We start from the raw sequence: 23,563 nt of genomic DNA, 5'->3' as shown, positions 1-23,563 counted from the left end.
CTTTTATTTTTTACTTTTCAGGTGTCTATATTATGAAAACGCGTCAACTTATTACGCTGACAGGGATCGTTGCATTCTCAGGCGGTGTTATTTTCCCCACTCAGGCAGAAGAACTCACCGAAACCTCACGCAATAGCGAAGATGAAATGGTGATCACCGCATCCGGGTTCTCGCAGCAAAAGCGCGAAGCGCCAGCCACCATTTCCGTTATCGATCGTAAAACGCTGGATATTCAGCCGGACCGTAGCATTGGTGAAGCGATTAAAAACCTTCCAGGCGTCTCGGTCACTAACAGCAGCGGCATGAACGCTGGCAGCATTATGATCCGCGGCATGGACCCGTCCTATACCGCGTTTATGGTCAACAGCGTCAAACAAAATACCGGTGAATCTCGCCCTTACGGACATGACATCGGTACTGAAGCCAACTTCTTACCGCCGATGGAGGCCATTGAGCGTATCGAAGTTATCCGCGGGCCCATGTCCTCGCTGTACGGATCAGATGCCATCGGCGGTGTGGTCAACGTGATTACTAAAAAACCGTATGGTGCAAAAGAGTGGACAACGGCAATTGCCGCCAATACCTGGCTTCAGGAACACCAGTATTTGGGTAATACCAGCCAGATGAATCTGTTTACCATGGGGCCGATTGTGCCCGATGTTCTCGGCCTTAGCGTAGCGGCCGACTGGCTCGACCGTCGCGATGACGATCGCAATAACTATTTCAGCAAACACAACCGTAAATCCGTTGATATGACGCTGGGCCTGGCCGCTAGCGAAAATAACCTGTTCGACCTCAATGTGGTCACCGGTGAGCAGGAGAAAAACCGTACCCAGAAGCGCGGCGCGCCGTGGTCATGGCTGTTCGATCGTAACGCCGCCACCCTAACGCATACCGGCTGGTATGCCGACGACACCATCGCAACGACCAACTACATAAACTATGAAAAAGGCCGTTCGAAGTACGTTTATGACAGCCAGTCGCCGCAGTATGTGCAGATGGAGAACTACGTCGCCAATTCGCAAACCACCTTCACGCTCGACAACCATAAACTGACCGTTGGGGCGAATTTCACCCGCGAAGAACTGAATGACCGCTTTGATGTGGCCAACAAAACGCTGCCCGGATCTGAGCCAGTGACAAAAATCAGCCGTAACGGTTGGGCATTGTTTGCTGAAGACGGCTGGAGCATTGACGACTTCATCCTGACCACATCAGCGCGTATGGACCAGGATGATAACTTTGGCACACATATTACGCCGAAAATGTACGGTAACTGGGCCTTCAGCAATGACTGGGCGCTGAAGGGCGGCGTTTCCGCAGGTTATAAAAAACCTGAGCTGCGTGCGACATCCAGCGACTTTGTCACCCCATACGGCTCGACTGTACCTTATCCCTTCCTGACCGTCGGTAACGACGATCTGAAACCAGAACAAAGCGTTAACTCTGAGCTGGGCCTCTACTGGACGGGGAATGCGCTGTCGCTGGATAGCACCGTCTTCTATACGCAGTTCAAAGACAAAATTGCTGAACAAACCATTTGCGAAACCACATCGACGAATCAGTGCTCCGTGAATGGCTACAAGGCGGACTCCGTCAGTAAATACTTCAACGTCAGCAAGGCGGACGTGTACGGTATAGAACTGAATGCCGACTGGCAGATTAGCGCAGATGTGAAAGCCAACGCTAACTACACCTGGAACCACAGCGAACAGAAAAGCGGCGTAAACAAAGGCTACGCGCTCAACGATTATCCGCGCCATATGGCGAACCTGTCGCTGAACTGGGCGGCAACGCAGAGTCTGGACGTATGGAGTACGGTGAATTACCGCAGCAGTAACCGCAACAGCGGCAATAACTATAAGTATGATGACTACACGATGGTCGACGTAGGCGTACGTTATAAGCTCAATAAGCACACGCAGCTGATGGCAGGGATCTACAACGTGCTGGATGAGGATCCGAAACTGACGACTGCATGGAATGAATCCGCGCAGGTGGAAGGCCGCCGCTATAACCTCGGCGCGCGCGTGGAGTTTTAAGCCTTTAATAAACAACGCCACCCGAAGGCGGCGTTGTTTATTCTGGTAGGCGATATATCAGTACTGGTCTCTGTCTAACCAGTTACCGCTTTCAATCAGCGTTAAGCCATCAACCGGACGTTGGTACACGTACATCCATGCACTTCCGTACGGCGTTTGAATTAACTGGCGTGCGTATTCACCGCCGCGGGTACGCAGAGCGTCAAGCTCTGCCAGCGTGGCGTTATCAATACGATAAACTTCCCCGTGTACTGTTCCATTTCCCGGAACCGCGCCTGGATAGTGGCCCAGGCTGTACAACTGGTAGTTATCGATACTGAAATTTCCCAGCAACAGGGCATTGGTCATCCAGTGGCTGTTGCCTTGTTTGGTTCGTAAACTGCCGTAGACAAATATTCGCATTGCTAAAACTCGAACTGATAGAGCAAATCAAGTGCCTGATCTACGCCAGACACTGCTTCCAGATATAGCTTAGGCATCAGACGATAACGTAGCGTGAGTGTCGCTAAGGAGTCAAATATACCCACACCATATTTCACCTGCAGACCTGGCAGTACGTATCCGCTGACAACCACCTGAGATGAGTCGCCCACCCCTTGCGTGTCCAGTGCCAGATTGCTTACGCCAAATGTCTCCCCGATTTTACCCACAACCTGACCACTTTGTGCAACCCCCAGACCAATAAGCATTGAAGTCATCGCTGCGCTATCGCTTTGTTCGCTATCCAGCCCTTGTCCACGTAGCAGGTAGGAAAGCGCCATTTGCTGCGACATTGCCGGGTCGGAGAAGATCTCCGCCTTCGGTTCATCGGCGGTACCGGTGACGCGAACGCCAGCGATCACATCGTCTTCGGTGGCATCTGGGTTACGAATCGCTTCGATGTTGAGCAACGGCTGATCCGGCGGACCGGAGAACAACAGCTCGCCCTTACGCACAATCAGATCCTGACCATAGGCGTGGAAGCGACCGCTCGGGATATTAATTTGCCCGTTAAGCCCCAGACCTTGCTTATCCTGCACCACTTTCAGATCGCCCGTCAGACGCGCTTTCAGACCAAAGGCGTCAAGACGCACGTTGTTACCAACGTGGATGTTCAAGTTGCTGTTGATCGGAATACCGGCGGTCTGCGGTTTCTCGGGCTGCAGATTGTTGTTAAGCATGACCATATCGCTGGAAACCCCAACCGCGCTTTCCGGCAGGTCATGTACCACGATACGCGCCCACGGCACATCCACGTTGCCATCGAGAGTAAACAGGCTTGGTGTAGCTTCAAAGACCACGTCCGGCGATACATCCAGGCGGACCATCGGCGGTACGGTAATACGTACCCTGCTGCCTTTAGCCGCAACGCGCGCCCGCCAGTTGTCTATCTGACTCCAGTCGGCATCGCCGCTCAGGTTAATTTCGCCCTGCTGCGTACGCACCACGCCCGCCAGCGTTGAGCGTGTTCCGGCGAAGTTAACAGCTAACTGGCTTGGCTGCATGTCAAACGGCATGAAGTTACCGTCAATATCCAGACCGCTCAGTTGCAGCTGTCCGAGCAACTGCGGGCTTTGCACATCTCCGCCCAGCCGCAGGTTGGCGTTGATCATCCCTGCCGCTTTTTCACCGCGCGAGAAGATGGGGTTCACCATCGCCAGATTGAAGTTGCGAATATTGACGTTACCGCCCAGATTACGACGCCCTTGCGGGTCCGTTACCTGAACCTGCCCGTCAAACTGCCCGTTGTTGGTCAGACGAATCAGCCAGCCCAACTCGGCACGGTTATTGTGCAGGTCGGCGGTCAGATTCAGCGTTTCAAACGCTACGGGGAGCGGGGCATCATTCACGCTTTGCGTGACCTTGACGTTACGTCCGCTCAGGGTGACCTGCCCCTGTGGCAGCCCCTCTTTGGTGGTGTCCCAGCTCACATCAGCTTTGCCGGTGAACACACCGCTGGCCTGGGTTGTCTCCGGCATAAACGGTTTTAGCATAGCCAGGTCGAAGCGGTTAAGGTTCACCACCGCGCGACCTTCTGCACCGGCATCAATGGTTTGTGGTACGCACAGCTCCGCATTCGGGTTGTTCCAGCAGTGCGGCCCGATACTAATTTTCTGTTCCTGATTACGATAATCCAGCGCGATAGCCCGGTTGAGCGACCACGGACCGACCGGCGTCTGGAAACGGGTATTGCTTAACTCTCCTTTCCAGCGCTGTTCTTTGCGATCAAAGCTCCCGGCAAGATCCAGTTGCCCGGAAACCGGCTCACCCTGAATGCGTAACTGCAGCTCATGCTGCTTTTCACTGCCTTTGGCGTTGAGCGTCACCAGACCAATATTCACGTCAGGTTGTACAATCCGCTCTACGCGAACGTTGAGATTACCGGCGATTTGCTCGGCCGATTTCACATCGCCTTCGACGCGCACCTGAGCAACGGAAAGTTCCTGCCAGCGCAGACCACGGGCGGTAATATCCGCCAGCAGCTGTGGTGCTTCAACCGTACCGCGAACTTTTACCAGCCCTTTCGCCGTACCGCCCAGCCCCGGCAGCGCGTTATCCAGGCTTGGGGCATCAATCGTCGCGTCGAGGTTAAGGTCTTTAACCCCCAGTTCGCCTTTTACGTCCGCACTGTTACGTCCCAGCTCCAGATGCAGGCCCGGGATCGTCCACTGCAGGTAGCTATTCCCCTTCAGCGAACCGTTCACATTGACCTTGTTCTGCTTCACGTTGCCGGTCAGCTTCAGCTCCGGAACCTCCATCTGCCAGCTTCCGCCGTACAGACTGCCGCGCGTTTTCACCAGGCCATTCAGTTTTGACGGCCAGTCCGGGATCGCTTTCACGGTATTGATACCATCCAGCGTTAGCTCCCCGCGCCAGCTGATCGCCTGCTGCCAGTCCACCAGCGCTTTCAGCTCTGTTTTCCCTTCCAGCGCCGCAACGCTGAGTTTATCGAGATTGATCTGTTGCTCGTTGCCTTTGGCGTCCAGCGTGATAGTAGCCGGAGGAATATCCTGACCTTTCACGGCGGTACGCATCGACAGCGTATAGTCGGTCATCTTGCCGGTCAGTTTGAGCTTGATGTCATCGGCCTGGAACTGTTTCTCACCGGTAAACGGCCAGTAAACCTGCTTACTTACCACCTCAATGTTGAGCGGCAATCCGGCTTCTGCCAGGCGCGTCTGCGCACGCAGGTCCATATCCACCGGACCAGACAGATTGACGCCGACTTCCAGCTGTTCGCGCAGCGCGCCGCCAACCTTCAGCTTCACCTTTTCGCCTTTTAACGGGTCGATGTTTAGCGTGCTGTTTAACGTAATATCAACCGGCCACGTGTCGGTCAGTTGCGCCGTGCCGCTGGCTTTTACCGTTCCCTGATTCGAGTCGATATCCAGCGCGTCGAGCTTCATGTTGCCGTCTATGCTGCTCACTTTCAGCAGCATGCTATGTACCGTTAAATCCGTATCCCCAGTCACGCGCAGCTGCTCGCCGCGAAACTCTTCAATATTGAGATTGAGCGGCAGATGGACATCGGTCATTTCCGGCAGTACCGGCTTTGAGAACAGATCTTTTAGCGTTTCGCCGAGCGGCTTTTCATCCGGCTGCGGGTTTTGAATCTTCGGTTCGACAACCTCTTCCTGTGCCACTTCCGCCACTTTAGGCAGAGCAATCAGCAGCCCCTGTAATGACGTTGGCTTCAACGTCAGCGTTTTTTCCTGCCAGTTCAGGCCGGAAGTAAAATCCAGCACTGAAACCGTGGTGTCATCGATTTTGATATTGATGTTGTTCAGCGCCACGCGCGAAAGCGTGATGGGGTAAGGCGTGGAAAGATTAAGCGGACCGCTCTCTTCTTCCTCTACCGGCGCGGATGGCGGCATCTTTTTGCTGTCGATTGCCACGTTGATGTTTTTCAGCGCCAGATCGTTGACGCACAGGCTGCTGTCCCACAGACAGTTAAGCCCCACGGCCAAATGCACTTCACCAGCATTCACCGCCACGCCTGGCTGGTCGTAGCGAATATTTTTCAGTGATAGATCCCGCCAGCCGCCGGTGACCTGACCAATTTCCAGACCCGGAACCCACCGATTAGCTGCTTTGAAGATCAGATGCAGGCCCGAGGTGGTACCGACGAGGAACGCCACCGTGCCTAACAACAGCAGGATAAAAATCAGCACGCCGAGGCTTATCTTCTTCCATAAACTCATAATTCAGGCCCCAGACCGATGTAAAACTGTAAACCATGTTCATCTTTGTCGCCGACCGGGACGGCAAAGTCGAGCTTGATAGGTCCCACTGGTGATTGCCAGCGTACGCCGACCCCGGCACCGGTTTTGAAATCGCTTCGGCGAATATCGCTGACCGCTTCACCGCTATCGACAAACATCGCGCCCCACCATTTACCGGTCACGTTGTACTGGTATTCCAACGAGCCAGTTGCCAGCTTAGAGGCCCCTTTCAGCTTGCCGTCGCTGCCTTCCGGCGAAATAGATTTGTATTTGTAGCCGCGAATACTGCGATCGCCCCCGGCAAAGAAACGCAGGTCCGGCGGTACTTTGTCGAAGTCTCCGGTTTCAATCCAGCCGAGGTTGCCGCGCATCACAAAACGATGCCTGTCGTACAGCGTGCGGATCCAGACGTTTTGCGCCTGGAAGACGGAGAAATCAACGTCTGAACCCCAGGCCGTGTTGGAGTAATCAATGGAATAACGCTGAGAGTCGCCCCAGACAGGCATCAGGCCGCCGCGTGAGCGCGTCCGGCTGATCATCACGCCCGGATAGAGCAGCATAGTGGTGTTGGTGACATTACCCTGGGTAAAGTGGTCGAGACTCCAGCGCAGGTTAATCGCGCGCTGCCAGCCGCTGGAGAGGTCCCAGTAGCGGGAAACCGCAAGCGTTGTGGAATCCTGCTCGGTGTCGTTTAAATCGGTACGCTTAAAGCCGCCCTGTACCAGGTAATACTGTTCCAGCGGGTTCTTTAACAGCGGCATTTTATAGCTGAAATCAAGCACCTGCTCTGGCGCCGAGATACTGGCGCTGGTCGTCAGGCTATGGCCGTAGGAGTTCATCCACGGCTTTTTCCACGAGGTCTTCACCCGTGGCCCGACGTCAGTTGAATAGCCGACCCCGGTTTCGATGGTGTTTTCGGTTCGCGGTGAGACCACGCCTTTCAGCGGCAGCACTTTGGTTTTGCGGGCTTTATCAAACTCCGGTGCGACGACCACGGAATTAAACCATCCGGTCGCCGACAGACGACGGTTCAGTTCGCCCAGATCTTTCGACTCGTACTCTTCACCTTCTTTAAAGGGCACCAGATTTTGCAGATACTCATCGCGAATTTGCGAGCCTTCAAAAGTGACATGCCCAAAGCGATAGCGTTCGCCGCTGTTGTAATCGATATCCCAGAACGCCTGGCGACGCTCAAGCGCTATTCCAAGCTGGCTTTTATTAAATTCACTGTCGAAATAACCTTTACGCAGCGCCACGCTGGTGAGTGACTTTTTGAAGTTGTCATAGTCCCCCTGATTCAGCACGGTGCCGATTGCCGGGCGCGTTTTCAGCAGATCCAGATAATCTTTATCCGTACGCGCGCCACCGCGCAAAATCACCTCAGTGCCACCAATCAGCACCGGCTCGCCGGGGGTCACTTTGGCAATCAGCACCTGGCGGCCTTTCGCCGGCGGTGGACGCAGTTCAAAATCAATGGTCGGCTCAAAGTAGCCCAGCGCTTTTAGCCCTTCGCGGATGGCATCATCAACGCGCGCACGAAAGCGTCGGTCTGGAGTGACTTCATCACTTTGAATCGTGGACAGCTGCGCACGGACGTTTTTCTCCAGCGGTCCTGATAATCCTTCGACCTGTAAGCGAACATTCGCGGCGGCGGCGGAGCCACTTAAGCACAGTAATCCCACCCAACATAACTGACGGATATGTGGCACATTTTCTCCTGAATATCCTTTTTTCCCACCCCTGGAAAAAAATACTATGCCGTTCCTCGGCTTAACAAAAAATCAACAATAAGAGTTGAAAAACAGACGACAACCCAAATATTTCTTATGTTTAACTCTAGACGTATTCACGCCGTTTATTGTGGGCAAAGACGCGTCTCGTTACAACCTTAACCCAAATGACTGATTTCGGGAGAACGGCCATGAGTTTATTTGATAGAAAGCATCTTGTTACTCAAGCAGATGCGCTACCTGGACGCAACACCCCGATGCCAGTGGCAACGCTGCATGCGGTTAACCAACATTCGATGACCAATGTGCCCGACGGTATGGAGATAGCTTATTTCGCCATGGGATGCTTCTGGGGCGTTGAGCGTTTATTTTGGTCATTGCCAGGGGTCTACAGCACGGCGGCCGGGTACACCGGCGGCTACACCCCAAACCCAACCTATCGGGAAGTGTGTTCTGGCGATACCGGGCATGCCGAAGCGGTACGCATCGTCTATGACCCGCATGTTATCAGCTACGAACAACTGCTGCAGGTGTTCTGGGAAAATCACGACCCGGCTCAAGGCATGCGTCAGGGGAACGACCAGGGCACGCAGTATCGCTCCGCCATTTACCCGTTAACGCCGGAACAAACCGCCGCCGCACAGGCCAGCCTTGAGCGTTTTCAGGCAGCAATGACCGCCGCAGGCGACGAGCGCACCATTACCACGGAAATCACTACGGCAACCCCGTTCTATTATGCCGAGGACGATCACCAGCAGTATCTGCACAAAAATCCTTACGGATATTGTGGCATTGGTGGTATTGGTGTTTGCCTGCCGCCACAAGGATAATTTCCCCCTCTGGCGACTTTACAGTGCCTTACGCTATACTAGCTTCTGAATTTACCGGCTCACTTCCACGAGCCGGTTTTCAATGTGTATTTCACACGGATTTATCAACTTCTCCCTTCCGAGGATCTGACCTGAACGGTCGGATAAGATATGTTAAACAGTATTTTAGTCATTCTCTGCCTGATCGCCGTGAGTGCGTTTTTCTCGATATCTGAGATCTCGCTTGCTGCATCACGCAAAATAAAACTTAAACTGCTTGCCGATGAAGGCAACGTAAACGCACAACGTGTTTTGAAGATGCAGGAAAACCCCGGCATGTTTTTTACCGTCGTGCAAATTGGCCTTAACGCGGTCGCCATTCTCGGCGGTATCGTCGGTGATGCAGCATTCTCCCCGGCGTTTTACAGCCTTTTCTCGAAGTACTTCACTCCAGAGCTGTCCGAACAGTTAAGCTTTATTCTGTCGTTCTCGCTGGTTACTGGCCTGTTCATCCTGTTCGCGGATTTAACCCCGAAACGCATCGGTATGATTGCGCCAGAAGCTGTGGCTTTGCGTATCATCAACCCGATGCGCTTCTGCCTGCTGGTCTTCCGCCCGCTGGTATGGTTCTTTAACGGTCTGGCAAACAACATTTTCCGTCTGTTTAAGATCCCAATGGTGCGTAAAGACGACATCACCTCGGACGACATTTACGCCGTAGTCGAAGCGGGTGCGCTGGCGGGTGTTCTGCGCAAGCAGGAGCATGAGCTGATTGAAAATGTATTCGAACTGGAATCCCGTACCGTCCCGTCTTCAATGACCTCGCGCGAGAATATTATCTGGTTCGATCTCCATGAAGATGAGCAAAGCCTGAAAAACAAGGTGGCGGAACATCCGCACTCCAAATTCCTGGTGTGTAACGAAGATATCGACCACATCATTGGTTATGTTGATTCAAAGGATCTCCTCAACCGCGTACTGGCGAACCAAAGCATGGCGCTGAACAGCGGCGTACAGATCCGCAATACGCTGATCGTCCCGGACACGCTGACGCTCTCTGAAGCGCTGGAAAGCTTCAAAACCGCAGGCGAAGACTTTGCCGTCATCATGAACGAGTACGCGCTGGTGGTGGGGATTATCACCCTCAACGACGTTATGACGACGCTGATGGGCGATCTGGTAGGTCAGGGTCTGGAAGAGCAGATTGTGGCACGTGATGAAAACTCATGGTTAGTCGACGGCGGTACACCGATTGATGACGTGATGCGCGTGCTGGATATCGACGAATTCCCGCAGTCTGGCAACTATGAAACCATTGGTGGTTTTATGATGTTCATGCTGCGTAAAATCCCGAAACGCACCGACTCGGTGAAGTATTCAGGCTACAAATTTGAAGTGGTGGATATCGATAACTACAAGATCGATCAGCTGCTGGTGACGCGTCTGGACAGCAAACCTACTGTTTTGGTACCAAAACTGCCAGATGCAAAAGAAGAGGCAAAGGCGTCTTAACGCCCTACAGAAACATCAACGGCTCCCATCAGGAGCCGTTTTTTTAACTACTGCATAGCACTTTGATCAAGCCATCTCAGTTTGCAGACGCAAGACCTGACGGTTAACTTCGGACATCACGGAAAAATGCAGTTTGTCCTTCACTTTTGGGATAAGAATCTTACCCTTATCAAATTCAAAAGCGCCTACATCCTTGATATATAACCGTCCACGAAACAGGATCTTCACGTACTTCGCCACCTGCAGCGGGTTGTATCGTTGGAAAATTTTCATTGTTGTCTCCTGCTGAGCATTACGCCTTTGCGGTACCACAATCGGTCCGACAATCCTCAGGCGCAAATTTTAATGCCCTATGACTATAGACTATCTCGTTGATGTTTCCAGCGTGTATAAGTTTATTTACCTTCAAGTTACAATTATTCAGAATTATCTTTTCAACGCTTCGCTGTCTTCAGTATAAGCCTTCATTTTTCACAGGATTTGTGCGCCCGTCCGCAAACTGGCATCGCGCTTGCGGGAAAAAGCATCATTCGCACATATGATTAAATTCCAGACCCAAGTGGTCGGATCACCTGCAAAATAAAAGAAAGAAGGAAAAACTATGACCTTACGAAAACTGCTGGCGCTGTCGTGCCTGCTACTGCCGATGATTGCCTCCGCACATAAGTTTGAGACTGACCAGCGCGTACCGCCGGTGGGGATCGCCGATCGCGGCGAACTGATTCTCGATAACGATAAGTTTAGCTACAAAAGCTGGAATAGCGCGCAGTTGCCAGGCAAAGTGCGAATTGTGCAACACATTGCCGGACGCACCTCCGCCAAAGAGAAAAATGCGACGCTGATCGAGGCAATCAAAGCCGCCAACCTGCCTCACGACAAATACCAGACCACCACTATCGTCAACACGGATGACGCCATTCCCGGCTCCGGTATGTTTGTGCGCAGCAGTCTGGAGAGCAATAAGAAGCTCTACCCGTGGTCGCAATTCATTGTCGACAGTAATGGCATTGCGCGTAAAGCCTGGCAACTGGATGAAGAGAGCTCCGCTATCGTCGTACTCGACAAGGACGGACGCGTGCAGTGGGCAAAAGATGGCGCATTAACGCAGGAAGAGGTGCAGCAGGTAATTGCCCTGCTGCACAAATTACTCAGTAAATAGAGACGCGGAAGCCGGGGTTGAGGAACGATTCACGTGGGGTGTAATCCAGAGGTTTCCCCTGCCAGTCGTGAACGTGCGCTCCGGCTGCGGCGGCAACGGCATGGCCAGCGGCGGTGTCCCACACGTTGGTTGGCCCAAAACGCGGATACAGCTGTGCGTGCCCTTCCGCCACCAGGCAGAACTTCAGCGATGAGCCAATCGAGGTGGTCTGGTGCTCACCCAACTGTTGCAGATACTCTTTTAACTCATTGTCGGCATGCGAGCGGCTAATGACCACCAGCGGCGGACGCGCGTCACGAACCTGAATTTGTTTGCGTACGCCGCACTCTTCTTTCCACGCTTTACCTTCTGCTGCGCAGTACATCACTTTCATTACCGGCGCGTAAACCACGCCCAGAACCGGCTTTCCTTTCTCGATTAGCGCAATATTGACGGTAAATTCACCGTTACGCTTAATGAACTCTTTGGTCCCGTCCAGCGGGTCCACCAGCCAGTAGCGCTGCCAATGCTGGCGAACATCCCAGCCAGGAGGCGCCTCTTCAGACAGAACCGGAATATCCGGCGTCAGCGCCAGTAATCCTTCGAGGATCACCGTATGCGCGGCGATATCTGCCGCCGTGACCGGAGAATCATCCTGCTTGCTGGTAATCTCCATCGGTTTGATTCCATCGTAGACCTGCATAATGGCATCGCCCGCGTTCCGTGCAAGCTGGCATACATGTTCTAGCATTCTCCACCTCGTTTCTGTCAGTGGTGTTAACTCGTTGTTTTACTTATACCCGATCGTCAGGGGATCCGCCAACTGTGATAGCGTCTGCGGTTTTAAACGCTATATTCATGTCATGATTCACAGTTCTGTAAGCAAGAAGATTTATATACATTTTCTTTTGTGGCTTAGATCTTAAAAGGATGCCCCTGATGATTAAGTTTAGTGCAACGCTTCTGGCAACGCTGATTGCAGCCAGCGTCAATGCCGCGACCGTCGATCTGCGTATAATGGAAACCACTGATTTGCATAGCAATATGATGGATTTCGATTATTACAAAGATACACCGACTGAAAAATTCGGTCTGGTACGTACGGCAAGTCTTATCAACGCTGCGCGTGGTGAAGTCAAAAACAGCGTGCTGGTTGATAATGGCGATCTGATTCAGGGCAGTCCGCTCGGGGATTACATGGCGGCCAAGGGGCTGAAAGCGGGCGAAACTCACCCGGTATATAAGGCGCTGAATACCCTGGATTACGCGGTGGGTAACCTCGGCAACCATGAATTCAACTACGGTCTGGAGTATCTGCACAACGCGCTGGCCGGAGCGAAATTCCCTTACGTTAACGCCAATATCATCGACGTTAAGACCAAGAAGCCGCTATTTACGCCTTACTTGATCAAAGACACTGAGGTGGTCGACAAGGAAGGGAACAAGCAAACGCTGAAGATTGGCTATATCGGCTTTGTACCACCGCAGATTATGACCTGGGATAAAGCCAACCTCAGCGGCAAAGTCACGGTGAACGACATTACGGAAACTGCACGCAAATACGTTCCGGAAATGAGAGAAAAAGGCGCCGATGTCGTGGTGGTGGTTGCTCACTCCGGGCTTTCTGCCGACCCATATCAAACGATGGCGGAAAACTCCGTTTATTACCTCAGCGAAGTACCGGGCGTGGATGCCATTATGTTTGGTCACGCTCACGCCGTCTTCCCGGGTAAAGACTTTGCCAATATTAAAGGCGCAGATATCACAAAAGGTACGCTGAATGGGGTTCCTGCTGTGATGCCGGGTATGTGGGGCGATCACCTGGGCGTGGTGGATTTAGAGCTGAATAACGACAGCGGTAAATGGCAGGTCACTCAGGCGAAAGCCGAGGCGCGCCCGATCTATGACGCCGCAGCCAAAAAATCACTGGCAGCAGAAGACAAAAAAATCGTTGAGATCCTGAAAGCCGATCACGACGCCACGCGTGAGTTTGTCAGCAAACCGATCGGTAAATCCGCCGACAACATGTACAGCTATCTGGCGCTGGTACAGGATGACCCGACCGTACAGGTAGTGAACAACGCGCAGAAAGCCTATGTAGAACACTTTATTCAGGGCGATCCGGATCTGGCAAAACTGCCGGTACTTTCCGCCGCCGCGCCGTTTAAGGTCGGTGGACGCAAGAACGATCCGGCAAGCTTCGTAGAAGTCGAAAAAGGTCAGTTAACCTTCCGTAACGCCGCTGATTTGTATCTCTATCCCAACACTCTGGTGGTGGTGAAAGCCAGCGGTAAAGAGGTGAAAGAATGGCTGGAATGTTCCGCCGGGCAGTTCAATCAGATTGATATCCACAGCAGCAAACCACAGTCGTTGATTAACTGGGATGGCTTCCGTACCTATAACTTCGACGTGATTGACGGCGTGAATTATCAGATTGATGTTTCACAACCCGCCCGCTACGACGGTGAATGTCAGACCATTAACCCGAAAGCGGAACGTATTAAAAATCTGACCTTTAACGGCAAACCAATCGATCCGAATGCCACCTTCCTCGTCGCGACCAACAACTACCGCGCCTACGGCGGTAAGTTTGCCGGAACCGGCGACAGCCACATCGCGTTTGCCTCTCCGGATGAAAACCGCTCGGTGCTGGCGGCGTGGATTGGTGCAGAGACGAAGCGTACCGGTGAAATTCACCCGGCGGCAGATAACAACTGGCGTCTGGCGCCAATTCATAGCGACACACCACTGGATATTCGCTTTGAAACATCACCGTCTGATAAAGCCGCGGCATTTATTAAAGAGAAAGGCCAGTATCCGCTGAAGAAAGTCGCGACCGATGACATCGGTTTCGCTATTTATCAGCTGGATTTAAGTAAGTAATTTTCGTGCCGGATGCGGCGCAATAGCGTCTTATCCGGCCTACAAAACTACGCAGCCCGTTCGTCCCGCTGCGCTAAAACCTGCGGCAAATTCAGTTCTATCCAGTCCGCCAGCGCGGCAACTTTATCGCTCACCTGCTCACCCAACGGCGTCAGGCTATACTCCACGTGCGGCGGTACCACCGGATACGACACCCGATTGATAAACCCGTCATGCTCTAACGCTTGCAGGGATTGCGCCAGCATCTTTTCACTGACCCCGCCCATCTTACGGCGCAAATCGCTGAAACGGTGCGTACCGTCGCGCAGCGCCACCAGAATCAACACGCCCCAGCGGCTGGTGACATGTTTTAACACCTCGCGGGAGGGACACTGTTCGGCAAACAAGTTGCCATCGCGTAACTGCTGGGAGAGCGTCGAAGCTGTCATTTTCATACTAACCTTTTTGTGCGTACTTACTAAAAGTAAGTTTAGGTGTTAGCGTGATTAAACACAAGACCAATACCAAGGAGTCACTCCATGATCGCAATTACCGGCGCCACCGGCCAACTGGGCCAACATGTTATTGAATCTCTGCTAAAAACCGTTCCTGCCAGCCAGATTGTGGCAATTGTGCGTAATCCCGCTAAAGCGACGGCGCTTAGCCAGCAGGGCATTACCGTTCGTCAGGCGGATTACAGCGATGAAGCCGCCTTGACGGCTGCCTTACAGGGTATCGACAAGCTACTGCTAATCTCCTCCAGCGAAGTGGGACAACGCGCCTCGCAGCATCGCAACGTGATTAACGCAGCGAAAGCCGCGCACGTGAAATTCATCGCCTACACCAGCCTGCTGCACGCCGACACCTCCCCGCTGGGGCTGGCTGATGAGCATGTGGCAACCGAGAAGATGCTGGCTGAATCCGGTATCGCATACGCGCTGCTGCGTAACGGCTGGTACACCGAAAACTATCTCGCCAGCGCACCGGCTGCACTGGAACACGGCGTGTTTATCGGGGCTGCAGGTGAAGGCAAAATCGCCTCAGCGACCCGCGCCGACTATGCCGCTGCCGCCGCGCGCGTCATCAGTGAAGACGTTCATTCCGGTAAAACTTATGAGCTGGCGGGCGACGCAGGCTGGACCCTGAGCCAGTTGGCTGCCGAGCTGGCAAAACAGAGTGGTAAAAAAGTGGTGTATCAGAACCTGAGCGAAGCAGATTTTGCCGCCGCACTTAAAGGTGTAGGCCTGCCTGCCGGGCTGGCGGACATGCTGGCTGACTCAGACACTGGCGCCTCCAAAGGTGGTCTGTTCGACGACAGCCATACGCTGAGCAAACTGATTGGTCGCCCGACCACCTCGTTGGCTGACAGCGTAAAAGGCATCGTGTAAGTGTTAAAAATTAGTTAATTGTGATGGCATCCCCGCGCATCCTCTCTGATAATGACAGGATGATGCGTGGGGAGAGAAAACGTGCAAGGTGTACCTGAGCAGTTTATTGATGAGAAAGACAGCGCCCGCTTTCGCCATCTGGCGCAGGTGCCGGGCGTTGAGCTCTATCATGCGCACATCTCGCGTTACGCTTTCGAGCCGCACACCCATGAAGCGTTTGGCATTGGCGCGATAGAAGCCGGAGCCGAACGTTTTCGCTATCGCGGCACGCAGTATGTTGCCCCCGCCCATTCCGTCGTCACCATGAATCCCGATGAGCTGCATACCGGCGAAGCCGAAACCGCCGACGGCTGGCGCTATCGGATGATTTATCTTGAACCCTACCTTCTGGAAGAGGTCACCGGGATCCGCCACTGGTGGTTTCATGACGTAACGCGTCACGATCCGCTGCGCTCGCGCCAGATCTGCTCGCTGATCCACAGCCTGTGGAACACGGAGGATCCGCTGGCGCAAAAAGGACTCCTACTCGATCTGATCGACACGTTCCAGCCACTGGCCCGCCATGCGCCGGTATTGACGGAGGGGGCGCATCGCTTTGAACGGGTACGCGAGTATCTGCACGATAATTATATGCATCCGGTCACGCTCGACGAGCTGGCGCGGGTTGCATCGCTGAGTCCCTGGCATTTTCAGCGCCAGTTTAAATCTCATTTCCACGTCACGCCGCACCAGATGCTGATGGCGATCCGCCTATGGCGAGCCAAAGGTTTTCTCACTTACGGTATGCCCGCCGCAGAGGTCGCCGCCGCAACCGGCCTCACCGACCAGTCGCATCTCACCCGCGCGTTTACCCATCGCTACGGCATTACGCCGGTACGTTATCAGAAACAAGTCGTCCGGCCTTGATCAGCAATCTCATACAATACGGCGGCATTTTTCCTGCCTACACTCGACTCATTGTTAAACGATGTGGATGTCAAAAATGATTAGCGGTGTGTTGTATGCCCTGTTGGCCGGGCTGATGTGGGGATTAATTTTTGTTGGACCGCTGATCGTACCGGAATACCCGGCGGTATTGCAGTCGATGGGGCGTTATCTGGCGCTGGGGCTGATCGCATTGCCGATTGCCTGGCTGGGACGTGCGCGCCTGCGTCAACTTGTGCGGAAAGACTGGGTAACTGCGCTGACGCTAACAATGATGGGGAATCTGATTTATTACGTTTGCCTGGCAAGCGCCATCCAGCGCACCGGCGCACCGGTCTCCACGATGATTATTGGTACATTACCGGTGGTGATCCCGGTCTTCGCTAACCTGCTCTACAGCCAGCGTGACGGCAAATTATCATGGTGGCGTCTGTCGCCTGCGCTGGTATTGATTGGTATAGGACTGCTGTGCGTGAATATCTCGGAGCTGAATCAGGGGTTACCAGACTTTAGTGGCTGGCGTTATGGTTCCGGCATCGCGCTGGCGCTTGTCTCGGTGGTGTGTTGGGCATGGTATGCGCTGCGTAATGCCCGCTGGCTGCGCGAGAATCCGGATAAGCACCCGATGATGTGGGCGACGGCCCAGGCTCTGGTAACGTTGCCTGTTTCTCTGGTCGGTTACATTGCCGCCTGCCTGTGGCTTAACGGGCAAACGCCGGACTTCGCTCTGCCCTTCGGTCCGCGTCCGGGCGTGTTTATCGGTCTGATGATAGCCATTGCGGTATTGTGTTCGTGGGTTGGCGCACTGTGCTGGAACGTCGCCAGCCAAAAATTACCGACGGTGATCCTCGGCCCGCTGATTGTCTTCGAAACGCTGGCTGGCCTGTTGTACACCTTTATTCTGCGCGAGGAATTTCCACCTCTGCTGACGGTTAGCGGAATTGCGCTGCTAATGGTTGGGGTGGTGATAGCCGTCAGAGCCAAGCCACAGAAACCGAGCGTCGTGGTGGTTTCACAATCATAATGTGCCGGATGGCGCTGCTTATCCGGCCTACAAGGATTGTACGATCTCATGTAGGCCGGATAAGGCGTTTACGCCGCCATCCGGCGCGACACTTTAAACACCGCTACCGTCTGGTTCAACCGCGCGGCCTGCTCTTCAAGCGCGGCAGCGGCGGAAGCGGACTCTTCTACCAGCGAGGCGTTTTGCTGGGTCACGCGATCCATTTCGGCAACCGCCTGGCCTACCTGATCGATACCCCGACTTTGTTCATCAGAAGCTGAGGCAATCTCCCGCATGATGTCGGTCACGCGGGTCACGGCGCTAACTATTTCCGCCATCGTTTCGCCCGCTTCATGCACCAGCGCCGTGCCGGCATTGACCCGATTCCCCGAGTCATCAATCAGCGCTTTGATCTCCTTCGCCGCCTGGGCGCTACGCTGCGCCAGCGTCCGAACCTCGCCTGCGACCACGGCAAATCCGCGTCCCTGCTCGCCCGCACGCGCCGCTTCCACCGCCGCGTTTAGCGCAAGGATATTGGTCTGGAAGGCAATGCCGTCGATAACATTGGTAATTTGCGCGATTTTGCTGGAACTGGTGGCGATTTCATCCATCGTACGCACCACGCCATCGACCACGTTTCCGCCTTTTTGCGCCGTTTGTGAAGCATTTTTTGCCAGACTGGTCGCCTGACGCGCGTTATCTGCGTTCTGTCTCACGGTTGCGGTAAGTTGTTCCATGCTGGCAGCAGTCTCTTCCAGAGAGGCGGCCTGCTGCTCGGTACGTGAAGAGAGATCGTTACTGCCTGCGGCGATTTCACCCGCGCCGGTATAGATGGTATCGGCCCCGTCACGCACCACGCTGACCGTATTCGCCAGCGCCTGCTGCATGTCACGGACGTTGCTTGCCAGCAGCGCCATTTCATTACTGCCATCGGCGCTGATGGGGTGCGTCAAATCGCCTGCGGCAATGTGGCGAATATGTCCCATCACCTCGTGGAGCGGCTTGAGCAGCACTCGCTGCATCGCCAGCCAACTGGCGATAATCACGGTGACGACAATCAGCATCACCGCGGACAGCAGCCAGATTATCTTCTGGTAATCACTCTCATTGTCCTGCACTCCGGCAGTGGCCAGCGCCGTTTGCGCACTACGCCATTGCCGATAAACTTCCTGCATGGCCGTTTGCTTTTGCTCGGCATTCTGCTTGATCATCTCTTCCAGCTTTCCTTCAGCCAGCAGCACGTTCATTTTTGCCAGCGTCGCAGAATAGATGCCGTACTGCTCTTCCAGTCGATCGGCCAGATGCTCATCCAGCCCAGGCGTTTCCGGCAGAGCGTAGTATTTATCGTAATGATCTTTCGATTCGGCCAACAGGCGATTTGCCGTGTTCACCAGCTCCTGCAACTGACCGCCGTTAATCTCGCTGGCCATCGTTCCCTGTAAACGCAGCATGCCCCGGTTGAGCGTGACGCGAGCCTGGTTCAGGCTAATCCACGCATCGGTAAACTCGGCCACGTTCTGGCTGGAAAGTTGAGACACGTTAAAGTTCTGCTTATCGTTATTGAGTGCGCCAATAAAGACGCCCGCGGAGATGAGCTGCATTGCGCCCAGCGCGAGTAACACGGTGATAAGTAAGGTTATCACTTTGATTCGTTTGAACATCTGTAGCCTTTTATTATGCAGGTATTGTCTGAGGTCTAACTATCGGCAGCGGCGTGCGCTTATTTAATCCTGTCGTGCGGCTTTTTTCACCGTACCTCTCCTTTCCAATAAGATTCAGCATCTTAACGAGATAAGAAATTTTCGTGACGTCCATCACAAAACACCCCACCCCGAAAGGGTTATATCCTTTGCCATAAGTTGCATTTAAAATGCATCTTATATTATTGAGAATGAGGTAACGGCAATGTCATATCGCGATCAACCTTTAGGTGAACTGGCGCTCTCTATTCCTCGCGCTTCGGCCCTGTTTCGTAAATACGATATGGATTACTGCTGCGGCGGTAAGCAAACGCTGGCACGCGCTGCCGCGCGTAAAGAGCTGGATTTAGACGTTATTGAGGCGCAGCTTGCGCAGCTGGCTGAACAGCCGCTGGAGAAAGACTGGCGTACCGTGGCTCTGGCTGAAATCATCGACCATATCATCGTGCGTTATCACGACAGACACCGCGAACAGCTGCCGGAGCTGATCCTGCAGGCCACTAAAGTTGAACGCGTTCACGCAGACAAACCGAACGTACCGCGCGGTCTGGCGAAAAACCTGACCATGCTGCATGAAGAGCTGTCCAGCCACATGATGAAAGAAGAACAGATCCTGTTCCCGATGATCAAACAGGGCATGGGTAGCCAGGCGATGGGGCCAATCAGCGTGATGGAAAGCGAACATGACGATGCGGGTGAACTGGTAGAAGTGATCAAACACATCACCCATAACGTAACGCCGCCACCAGAGGCCTGCACTACCTGGAAAGCCATGTATAACGGCATTAACGAGATGATCGACGACCTGATGGAACACATCAGCCTGGAAAACAATGTTTTGTTCCCGCGTGCCCTCGCAGGTGAATAAAAAAAGGCGCCCGAGAGCGCCTTTCTGAAGTCCGAATTCGGCCACTGCATATGTGGCCTTTTTTGTGTCAGAACGTAGACCTGATAAACGCAGCGCCGGCGGCATATGCCGGATGCGGCGTAAACGCCTTATCCGGCCTACATCTCACTGCTTAGCGATTATCGCGTACCTGCCATACGTTTCTTACCGATGAACAACCAGCCCAGACCCAGCGCGATGAACCACAGCGGCGTGACGATCAGCGCCTGACGGGTATCATCTTCCAGCGTCAGCAGTACCAGTACGAAGACGAAGAACGCCATACATACCCAGCACATCAGCTTGCCTAACGGCATCTTGTAGATTGATTTTTCATGCAGGTGAGGACGCTGCTTGCGGTACACCAGGTATGAGCAAAGAATGATGGTCCAGACGAACATGAACAGAATCGCCGATACGGTGGTGATCATGGTGAAGGCGCCAATCACGCTCGGGTTCACGTACAGCATCACCACGCCGCCCAGCAGACAGATACAGGAGAAGGTTAAACCCTTCGCCGGAACTGCGCGTTTAGACAGCTTGGCAAACGCTTTAGGCGCAACGCCTTCCTGCGCCAGACCGAACAGCATACGGCTGGTAGAGAACACGCCGCTGTTTGCAGAAGAGGCCGCTGAAGTCAGCACCACAAAGTTGATCAGGCTCGCCGCAGCAGGCAGACCAACCAGCACAAACAGTTCAACGAATGGGCTCTTGGTTGGCACTACCGAGCTCCACGGCGTAACGGACATAATCACGATCAGCGCGAACACGTAGAACATGATGATACGGATTGGAATCGAGTTAATGGCGCGCGGCAGCGATTTTTCCGGATCCTTGGTTTCCGCTGCGGTCGTACCCACCAGCTCAATACCCACAAACGCGAACACCGCTATCTGGAAGCCGGCAAAGAAGCCGCTCAGACCTTTCGGGAACCAGCCACCGTCATTCCACAAGTGCGTGAACGATGCCTGAACGCCGGTTGGCGACTGGAAGTGCGTCAGCACCATCACCAGACCGACGACAATCAGGCCGATGATGGCAACGATTTTGATCATCGCAAACCAGAACTCCATCTCACCAAACATTTTTACAGTGGCAAGGTTGAGGCTCAGCAGCAGCACGATCACCGCCAGCGAGGCGACCCAGTCTGACAGTTCGGGGAACCAGAATTGCGCATACGCGGTAATCGCGACCACGTCTGCCATCCCGGTAACGACCCAGCAAAACCAGTAGGTCCAACCGGTAAAATACCCGGCCCATGGCCCGAGCAGGTCAGAGGCGAAATCACTAAACGATTTGTACTCCAGATTCGAGAGCAGCAATTCACCCATTGCACGCATCACGAAAAACAGCATAAAACCGATGATCATATACACAAAGATGATCGACGGTCCGGCGAGACTGATGGTTTTACCGGAGCCCATAAACAGGCCAGTACCGATAGCGCCACCAATAGCAATAAGTTGAATATGACGGTTTGTGAGATTGCGCCGTAGCGACTGTTCAGACGACGCCTCTTCAGCGGTGTCGACTTTTACCTGATCTACCATGTTTTTTCTTCCTGTACCTGTCTGTGTTGTTCAGGCTCTACGGCCTTTAGTGTGTCTATGATACGACGATCCTGTTATCAGGACTCATCGATATTAGGTAAGAATTGGCGGGATGAATACTAAGATTTAGATATAATGTTAATTTAATGTTTAAAGTGAGTGTCATATCACTCTGATAGCGCGAATCAGCTCACAAAAATACACGCTGATGGGGCATTTGCAAGATAAAATATCGACAACGACGTAACTATAGCTTTTCACGCTATTTTTTTGTTCCCCCCGGCCTTGGGGGGAACAGAAGTCACTGCTTACAGGATCTCAAGCAGCTCAACTTCGAACACCAACGTGCTGAACGGAGGAATGGACGCGCCAGCGCCACGCTCGCCGTAAGCCAGTTCCTGAGGAATAGTCAGTTCCCATTTGGAACCTACCGGCATCAGGGTCAGCGCTTCAATCCAGCCTGGGATTACGCCGTTAACCGGGAATTCAGCTGGTTCGCCACGTGCGACAGAGCTGTCAAACACGGTACCGTCGATCAGTTTACCGATGTAGTGCACGCGAACGCGGTCAGTACGTGCCGGAATAGCACCTTCACCCTGGGTCAGAACACGGAACTGCAAACCAGATTCAGTGCTGTTCACACCGTCTTTCTCACGGTTTTCTTCCAGATATTTGACGCCATCAGCCGCCATAGCCTGGAAACGCTCGCGACGTACTGCGTCAGCGCGTTCGTGGATTTCACGCAGTGCGCGATGCACAACATCAACCGGCACTGCCGGGTGCTTACCTTCCAGCGCGTCAGCGATACCCGCTACCAGCGCTTCAGGCAACAGTCCTTCCAGTCCGGATTCGCTCAGCTGTTGTCCTACCTGCAAACCAATGCCGTAGCTTGCTTGCGCTTCGATAGTGTCAAAAGTCGGGTTAGCCATCATATTTCCTTTCATCGGATGTAAAGTAGCGGGCAGCATATCAGCCATGCCGCATCCGGTAAAACTTTGTCTCGGGAACAGATGACAAATCGCGAGGAAACATAAACAATAGGAATATCCCGCGTTGACGTCACGAAAGCGGGTAATATGACGAACATCATAGCGTTAGCCATCTATACTCTATGATCGAGGAACGAGACGCGGAGCAGGAGGAAAGCCATGCCCGGGCGCTTTGAATTAAAACCAACCCTGGCGAAAATCTGGCATGCACCGGACAATTTTCGCATTATGGACCCGCTACCGCCTATGCACCGCCGCGGCATTATTATTGCCGCTATTGTGTTGGTGATAGGTTTCCTGCTCCCTTCCAGTGACACCAGCGATGCCCCTGTGGTGACGCGTACTGCCCAGCTGGATTTACAGTCACAGTCGCAGCCACCGACCGAGGCTCAACTGCAGGCACAGCTCGTCGCGCCGCAAAATGATCCCGGCCAGGTCGCTCCGGTTGCGCCAGAGCCAATCCAGGAAGGAGAACCTGATGCGCAGCCTCAGGTCCAGCAATCTCAGCCGCAGACACAACCTTTCCAACAGGATAGCGGAATTGACCAGCAGTGGCGCTCCTACCGCGTAGACTCAGGTAAAACGCTGGCGCAGGTATTCCGTGACCATAACCTCCCGCCAACCGATGTCTATGCGATGGCACAGGTTGAAGGCGCCGGAAAACCGCTGAGCAATCTGAAAGACGGTCAGATGATACAGATCAGGCAGAATGCCAATGGCGTGGTGACAGGGTTAACCATCGATACCGGCAACGGCCAGCAGGTACTGTTTACCCGCCAGCCTAACGGTAGTTTTATTCGCGCCCGTTAAGCGGCACACATATTGGCC

Annotated in this window: 19 protein-coding genes; 10 read left to right on the top strand and 9 right to left on the bottom strand. The window is 53.6% G+C overall.

Annotation, left to right across the window (positions count from 1 at the left end):
- Positions 1 to 32: 32 nt before the first annotated feature.
- Positions 33 to 2,042: a TonB-dependent receptor domain-containing protein gene (locus tag OGX94_RS05630; RefSeq protein ID WP_257662244.1), complete on the top strand. Its 2,010-nt coding sequence runs from the start codon at positions 33 to 35 to the stop codon at positions 2,040 to 2,042.
- A 57-nt stretch (positions 2,043 to 2,099) separates the two neighbouring features.
- Here OGX94_RS05630 and OGX94_RS05625 read toward each other — a convergent pair whose 3' ends face one another.
- Genes OGX94_RS05625 through tamA form a run of 3 tightly spaced genes read right to left on the bottom strand, consistent with a single transcriptional unit; the run spans position 2,100 to position 7,953 of the window.
- Positions 2,100 to 2,444: a gamma-glutamylcyclotransferase family protein gene (locus OGX94_RS05625; RefSeq protein ID WP_003025723.1), complete on the bottom strand. Its 345-nt coding sequence runs from the start codon at positions 2,442 to 2,444 to the stop codon at positions 2,100 to 2,102.
- Positions 2,445 to 2,446: 2 nt separating this feature from the next.
- Complete coding sequence (gene tamB, locus OGX94_RS05620; RefSeq protein WP_193134936.1) at positions 2,447 to 6,223, bottom strand: autotransporter assembly complex protein TamB; 3,777 nt, start codon at positions 6,221 to 6,223, stop codon at positions 2,447 to 2,449.
- On the bottom strand, positions 6,220 to 7,953 hold the full coding sequence (gene tamA, locus OGX94_RS05615; protein WP_003025718.1) for an autotransporter assembly complex protein TamA: 1,734 nt from the start codon (positions 7,951 to 7,953) through the stop codon (positions 6,220 to 6,222). Before tamA ends, tamB begins: the two co-directional genes overlap by 4 nt.
- Before the next feature lie 212 nt (positions 7,954 to 8,165).
- On the opposite strand from tamA, the gene msrA reads away from it, so the two are divergent.
- A complete protein-coding gene (msrA, locus tag OGX94_RS05610; RefSeq protein ID WP_003830412.1) occupies positions 8,166 to 8,804 on the top strand; it encodes a peptide-methionine (S)-S-oxide reductase MsrA in 639 nt (212 codons plus the stop codon).
- A 150-nt stretch (positions 8,805 to 8,954) separates the two neighbouring features.
- On the top strand, positions 8,955 to 10,295 hold the full coding sequence (gene paeA / locus OGX94_RS05605; protein ID WP_003830418.1) for a polyamine export protein PaeA: 1,341 nt from the start codon (positions 8,955 to 8,957) through the stop codon (positions 10,293 to 10,295).
- A gap of 66 nt (positions 10,296 to 10,361) precedes the next feature.
- Here paeA and OGX94_RS05600 read toward each other — a convergent pair whose 3' ends face one another.
- On the bottom strand, positions 10,362 to 10,568 hold the full coding sequence (locus OGX94_RS05600; protein ID WP_003025710.1) for a DUF1107 domain-containing protein: 207 nt from the start codon (positions 10,566 to 10,568) through the stop codon (positions 10,362 to 10,364).
- A gap of 328 nt (positions 10,569 to 10,896) precedes the next feature.
- On the opposite strand from OGX94_RS05600, the gene OGX94_RS05595 reads away from it, so the two are divergent.
- A complete protein-coding gene (locus OGX94_RS05595; protein WP_003830421.1) occupies positions 10,897 to 11,454 on the top strand; it encodes a YtfJ family protein in 558 nt (185 codons plus the stop codon).
- On the opposite strand, the gene cysQ is transcribed toward OGX94_RS05595, so the two are convergent.
- Positions 11,444 to 12,184 carry a 3'(2'),5'-bisphosphate nucleotidase CysQ gene (cysQ, locus tag OGX94_RS05590; RefSeq protein WP_003830423.1) on the bottom strand — a complete coding sequence of 247 codons (741 nt, stop codon included), beginning with the start codon at positions 12,182 to 12,184 and terminating at the stop codon, positions 11,444 to 11,446. The genes OGX94_RS05595 and cysQ overlap by 11 nt on opposite strands.
- Before the next feature lie 188 nt (positions 12,185 to 12,372).
- On the opposite strand from cysQ, the gene cpdB reads away from it, so the two are divergent.
- Entirely contained in the window at positions 12,373 to 14,316 is a 1,944-nt protein-coding gene (gene cpdB, locus OGX94_RS05585; RefSeq protein ID WP_257662243.1) for a 2',3'-cyclic-nucleotide 2'-phosphodiesterase, read from the top strand.
- Positions 14,317 to 14,363: 47 nt separating this feature from the next.
- Here the strand turns inward: cpdB and OGX94_RS05580 are convergent, their stop codons facing one another.
- Positions 14,364 to 14,744: a winged helix-turn-helix transcriptional regulator gene (locus OGX94_RS05580; protein ID WP_032934267.1), complete on the bottom strand. Its 381-nt coding sequence runs from the start codon at positions 14,742 to 14,744 to the stop codon at positions 14,364 to 14,366.
- Positions 14,745 to 14,834: 90 nt separating this feature from the next.
- Here OGX94_RS05580 and OGX94_RS05575 point away from each other — a divergent pair, with 90 nt between their 5' ends.
- The 3 genes from OGX94_RS05575 (at position 14,835) to OGX94_RS05565 (ending at position 17,631) form a co-directional block, all read left to right on the top strand.
- Complete coding sequence (locus tag OGX94_RS05575) at positions 14,835 to 15,683, top strand: SDR family oxidoreductase (protein WP_063941647.1); 849 nt, start codon at positions 14,835 to 14,837, stop codon at positions 15,681 to 15,683.
- An 81-nt stretch (positions 15,684 to 15,764) separates the two neighbouring features.
- On the top strand, positions 15,765 to 16,589 hold the full coding sequence (locus OGX94_RS05570; protein WP_257662241.1) for an AraC family transcriptional regulator: 825 nt from the start codon (positions 15,765 to 15,767) through the stop codon (positions 16,587 to 16,589).
- Between the two features lie 76 nt (positions 16,590 to 16,665).
- Positions 16,666 to 17,631: a DMT family transporter gene (locus OGX94_RS05565; protein ID WP_063941648.1), complete on the top strand. Its 966-nt coding sequence runs from the start codon at positions 16,666 to 16,668 to the stop codon at positions 17,629 to 17,631.
- 68 nt (positions 17,632 to 17,699) lie between these two features.
- On the opposite strand, the gene OGX94_RS05560 is transcribed toward OGX94_RS05565, so the two are convergent.
- Complete coding sequence (locus tag OGX94_RS05560; RefSeq protein ID WP_257662240.1) at positions 17,700 to 19,271, bottom strand: methyl-accepting chemotaxis protein; 1,572 nt, start codon at positions 19,269 to 19,271, stop codon at positions 17,700 to 17,702.
- 244 nt (positions 19,272 to 19,515) lie between these two features.
- On the opposite strand from OGX94_RS05560, the gene ytfE reads away from it, so the two are divergent.
- Entirely contained in the window at positions 19,516 to 20,178 is a 663-nt protein-coding gene (gene ytfE / locus OGX94_RS05555) for an iron-sulfur cluster repair protein YtfE (RefSeq protein ID WP_003025690.1), read from the top strand.
- A 158-nt stretch (positions 20,179 to 20,336) separates the two neighbouring features.
- On the opposite strand, the gene cycA is transcribed toward ytfE, so the two are convergent.
- Together cycA and bamJ are read right to left on the bottom strand one after the other, a co-directional pair.
- On the bottom strand, positions 20,337 to 21,746 hold the full coding sequence (gene cycA / locus OGX94_RS05550) for a D-serine/D-alanine/glycine transporter (protein WP_003830438.1): 1,410 nt from the start codon (positions 21,744 to 21,746) through the stop codon (positions 20,337 to 20,339).
- 308 nt (positions 21,747 to 22,054) lie between these two features.
- Positions 22,055 to 22,675 (bottom strand): BamJ family beta-barrel-assembly machinery protein, encoded by a 621-nt coding sequence (gene bamJ / locus OGX94_RS05545; protein ID WP_257662315.1) that lies wholly within the window; start codon positions 22,673 to 22,675, stop codon positions 22,055 to 22,057.
- A 219-nt stretch (positions 22,676 to 22,894) separates the two neighbouring features.
- Between bamJ and OGX94_RS05540 the strand changes: the two genes are divergently transcribed.
- Entirely contained in the window at positions 22,895 to 23,545 is a 651-nt protein-coding gene (locus OGX94_RS05540) for a LysM-like peptidoglycan-binding domain-containing protein (RefSeq protein ID WP_003830442.1), read from the top strand.
- Positions 23,546 to 23,563: the final 18 nt, after the last annotated feature.

This window comes from Citrobacter sp. Cpo037 (assembly GCF_030332945.1).
Taxonomy (GTDB): Bacteria; Pseudomonadota; Gammaproteobacteria; order Enterobacterales; family Enterobacteriaceae; genus Citrobacter; species Citrobacter portucalensis.
The sequence above is the reverse complement of the archived record's forward strand: the minus strand, read 5'-3'. Positions and strand labels throughout refer to the sequence as shown.

Coding starts and splice junctions, on each gene's coding strand:
- OGX94_RS05625 (WP_003025723.1), bottom strand. CDS start 2,444: ATGCGAATATTTGTCTACGGCAGTTTACGAACCAAACAAGGCAACAGC.
- msrA (WP_003830412.1), top strand. CDS start 8,166: ATGAGTTTATTTGATAGAAAGCATCTTGTTACTCAAGCAGATGCGCTA.
- OGX94_RS05565 (WP_063941648.1), top strand. CDS start 16,666: ATGATTAGCGGTGTGTTGTATGCCCTGTTGGCCGGGCTGATGTGGGGA.
- bamJ (WP_257662315.1), bottom strand. CDS start 22,675: ATGGCTAACCCGACTTTTGACACTATCGAAGCGCAAGCAAGCTACGGC.
- ytfE (WP_003025690.1), top strand. CDS start 19,516: ATGTCATATCGCGATCAACCTTTAGGTGAACTGGCGCTCTCTATTCCT.
- OGX94_RS05560 (WP_257662240.1), bottom strand. CDS start 19,271: ATGTTCAAACGAATCAAAGTGATAACCTTACTTATCACCGTGTTACTC.
- cycA (WP_003830438.1), bottom strand. CDS start 21,746: ATGGTAGATCAGGTAAAAGTCGACACCGCTGAAGAGGCGTCGTCTGAA.
- cysQ (WP_003830423.1), bottom strand. CDS start 12,184: ATGCTAGAACATGTATGCCAGCTTGCACGGAACGCGGGCGATGCCATT.
- cpdB (WP_257662243.1), top strand. CDS start 12,373: ATGATTAAGTTTAGTGCAACGCTTCTGGCAACGCTGATTGCAGCCAGC.
- OGX94_RS05600 (WP_003025710.1), bottom strand. CDS start 10,568: ATGAAAATTTTCCAACGATACAACCCGCTGCAGGTGGCGAAGTACGTG.
- paeA (WP_003830418.1), top strand. CDS start 8,955: ATGTTAAACAGTATTTTAGTCATTCTCTGCCTGATCGCCGTGAGTGCG.
- OGX94_RS05575 (WP_063941647.1), top strand. CDS start 14,835: ATGATCGCAATTACCGGCGCCACCGGCCAACTGGGCCAACATGTTATT.
- OGX94_RS05540 (WP_003830442.1), top strand. CDS start 22,895: ATGCCCGGGCGCTTTGAATTAAAACCAACCCTGGCGAAAATCTGGCAT.
- OGX94_RS05630 (WP_257662244.1), top strand. CDS start 33: ATGAAAACGCGTCAACTTATTACGCTGACAGGGATCGTTGCATTCTCA.
- OGX94_RS05580 (WP_032934267.1), bottom strand. CDS start 14,744: ATGACAGCTTCGACGCTCTCCCAGCAGTTACGCGATGGCAACTTGTTT.
- OGX94_RS05595 (WP_003830421.1), top strand. CDS start 10,897: ATGACCTTACGAAAACTGCTGGCGCTGTCGTGCCTGCTACTGCCGATG.
- tamB (WP_193134936.1), bottom strand. CDS start 6,223: ATGAGTTTATGGAAGAAGATAAGCCTCGGCGTGCTGATTTTTATCCTG.